The organism is Roseofilum sp. Guam, assembly GCF_017746735.1.
GTDB classification, from domain to species: domain Bacteria; phylum Cyanobacteriota; class Cyanobacteriia; order Cyanobacteriales; family Desertifilaceae; genus Roseofilum; species Roseofilum reptotaenium.
The window spans coordinates 1-3,463 of sequence record NZ_JAGHZN010000119.1; the positions used below are offsets into that span (position 1 = coordinate 1).

Sequence of the window (3,463 nt, forward strand, 5' to 3'; positions counted from 1 at the left end):
TTGGTCAACAGCCAGCGATTACTGAACTCTCAGGCAGTGCGGCGCAAAATCGATTCAATCTATTATTTCAGAAATTTATAAAAGTTTTTGCGATAAAAGAGCATCCTCTGGTCATTTTTATAGATGATCTTCAGTGGGCAGATTCGGCATCTCTGCAATTGATGCAACTCCTAACTGGCGATCGCGAAACGGGTTATCTCCTCTTTCTCGGAGCCTATCGGGATAACGAGGTATTCCCCGCCCATCCGTTGATGTTGACTCTAGATGAAATCGCTAAATCGGGAGCGAGGATTAAGACGATAACTCTTGCTTCTTTAAGTGAAGCGGATCTGAATTCCTTGGTAAAAGATACCCTGAGCTGTAGTCAGGAACTAGCTCGACCGTTAACAGAATTAGTTTATCAAAAGACGAAGGGAAATCCATTTTTTGCCACTCAGTTTCTCAAGGGATTACATGAAGACGGGTTGATTGTCTTTAACCGTGATTTGGGTTATTGGTTCTGCGATATGACGCGGGTGCGGCAGTTGGCACTGACGGATAATGTGGTTGAATTTATGGCAACTCGGCTATACAAGTTACCGGAGAATACTCAAGAAATTTTGACGTTAGCTGCTTGTATCGGCAATCAGTTTGACTTAGAAACTTTGGCCATTGTCAGCGAACAGTCTTCAATGGAGGTAGCAGCGTCTTAGGGCACTGCAAGAGGGGTTGATTTTGCCTCTAGGCAAAACCTATAAGTTTTTCCAAGGGGGCGAGGGAGAGCAAAAAGGGCTGGAATCGGACTTATCCGTGAGCTACCAGTTTTTGCACGATCGCGTGCAACAGGCTGCCTACTCTCTGATTGGAGTAGATGAACAACGGCAAACCCATTTAAAAATCGGCAGATGCCTCTTAGATCGTACTCCCCTAGAAGTCCGAGAAGAGAAGCTCTTTGCGATCGCTAGCCAGTTGAATGCGGGTACAGAGCTATTAAAAACGCCCTCAGAACGAGATCGCCTCGCTCGCTTAAACTTACAAGCTGCCCGTAAAGCCAAATCAGCAACCGCTTATGGTGCGGCAGCCAATTATTGTACGGTAGCTAGACAACTGCTTCCCTCAGATAGTTGGCAAAGTAACTATCGAATAACGCGGGAAATTTTTGTCGAGTCGTTAGAAGCAGAATATTTAAACACGAATTTTGAGGCCGTCGATCCCCTGGCAGCAGTTATTCTTCAACAAACGTGCCATCTTCTCGATCGTATCGAAGTTTACGAAATTAAAATTCGCACTTGTATCGGTCAGGGTAATCAACATACGGCATTGGAAATAGGTCTGGAAGTCTTGGAACTGCTGAATATTAGCTTGCTAGAAGATCCTCCGTCGGGGGAGATCGCGATCGCAAAACTCATGAATGCCCCCGAAATGAGCGACCCAGAACAACTCGCAGCCCTGCATATTATGACCGGGATTATTACTTCTGCTTGGGCGGTTTCTCCCGTTTGTTTTCGCCGGATTGTCTTTACCATGGTGGACTTATCCCTCAAAGGAGGCAACTGTGCCTCCTCGGCCTTCGGCTATGCTTGGTATGGAGCGCTCTTGTGCGAAACCCTTGGAGAGATTGATCGCGGCTATGAATTTGGTCAATTAGCTGTTGCCTTGCTAGATCGCCTCAAGGCAAAGGAATTGCACGCTAAAGTCCTCAACATCTATGCCACTCACATTGGCTTCTGGCGCTCTCATGTTAGGGAGAGCAGGCAGTTTCACCTTGACGGGCTACAAAGCGGTTTAGCAACCGGAGATTTTGAATTTGCCAGTTATAATGCAGCGGAATATGCTCAATATCTCTTCTTGATGGGCCTGCCCCTCGATCACGTTCGGAAAGAATGCCAAGAAAAACTCGCGATTATCCAGCACCTTAAACAAGATTTTCATACAGAATATTTATCACCTTGGCTGCAAGCGATACTCAACTTACTTGGGGAAAGTGAAGACCCGACCACTTTAACAGGAGAGATTTATCAAGAGGGCGATCACCTGAAAGTCTCGATTGCACAGGAACAATTAACGCTAGTTTTTATTCTCTCTTTCCTCAAGAGCTTTTTAAGTTATCTATTTGGAGATTATAAAAGCGCGATTGAAAATGGAAAAATTGCTAGAGCGCACAATGCTGGAGTGACCGGCAGTTTATTCATTCCTACGGAAATGTTTTATTCTTCTTTGGCCTCTACTACTGCTCTAAATTCCATGGAAGTATCGCAAAAAGAGAAAGAGCGGCAAGAGATCGAAGAATGCGTGGAAAAATTAAAGCATTGGGCAAAATACGCTCCTCACAACTACCAACATAAATGCGATCTCATCGAAGCAGAACTCGCTCGACAGGACAACCACTTTATGGTAGCCATGGAACTCTACGATCGCGCCATAACAGGAGCAAAGGCAAACGAATACCTACAAGAAGAAGCCCTAGCCAATGAACTAGCTGCTCAATTTTACTTGGATTGGGGAAAAGAAAAAATAGCCCAACTTTATATCACCAATGCCTACTACTGCTACGCCCGTTGGGGTGCCAAAGCCAAGACCAATAGACTCCGAGAAAAATATCCCCAACTCCTGATTCCAATTTTGCAACAGAACTCTTTGCAGCTTAACAGTGATGAAACCATTACTTCCACCCTAATGCAAGCAGCCGATTCCAGTGGTAGCACAACCGACTTCATGCTTGATTGGATGACAGCGATGAAAGCAGCCCAATCCTTATCGAGTGAAATTCACTTAGACAAACTGATTTTGGCCTTAATGAAGGCAACAATGGAAAATGCGGGAGCCGATGGGAGTATTCTACTTTTGAACTCAGAAGAAACTTGGCAAGTAGCTGGGCGCTATAAGCTCCAGAACGGGCAGTTGCATTGTCTGAGGACACCAGAAAAACAGACTCTGCCAACAACCGTTCTGAATAAAGTCAAACACACTCAGCAAACTATTATTGTTAACAACTTCTCTGGGAATACCCAGTTTGCCGCCGATCCCTATCTGTTGCAAGAGCAACCAAAAAGTTTTCTTTGTACCCCGATTCTCAATCAAGGTAAGTTAATTGGTATCCTCTATCTGGAAAACCATCTAGCTGTGGGAGCGTTTACGAGCGATCGCATGGAACTAATGAATATGCTCTGTTCCCAAGCCGCGATCTCCCTGGAAAATGCCCGTCTCTACCAGCAATCCCAAGATTATGCCCAGAAACTTGAACAATCTTTTGCAGACCTCCAGCAAGCCCAATTACAACTGGTGCAAAGTGAGAAAATGTCAGCTTTGGGCAACTTAGTTGCAGGGGTTGCTCACGAAATTAATAATCCCGTAGGATTTATTGCTGGAAACATAGATCCAGCCAGAGATTATCTGAAAGACTTGTTTGGACTCCTTGACTTGTATCAGCAAGAATATCCAGAGCCAAGTGAAGTCATTGAAGAAGAAATTGAAGCCATAGATT

General features: G+C 44.9%; 2 protein-coding genes. Both read left to right on the forward strand.

What is annotated here, in order from left to right:
- Positions 1 to 692 (forward strand): ATP-binding protein (locus tag J7529_RS24435; RefSeq protein ID WP_318731149.1); only part of this gene is annotated, 692 nt, incomplete at its 5' end.
- Between the two features lie 22 nt (positions 693 to 714).
- A partial coding sequence (locus J7529_RS24440; protein WP_318731150.1) for an ATP-binding protein occupies positions 715 to 3,463 on the forward strand: 2,749 nt, incomplete at its 3' end.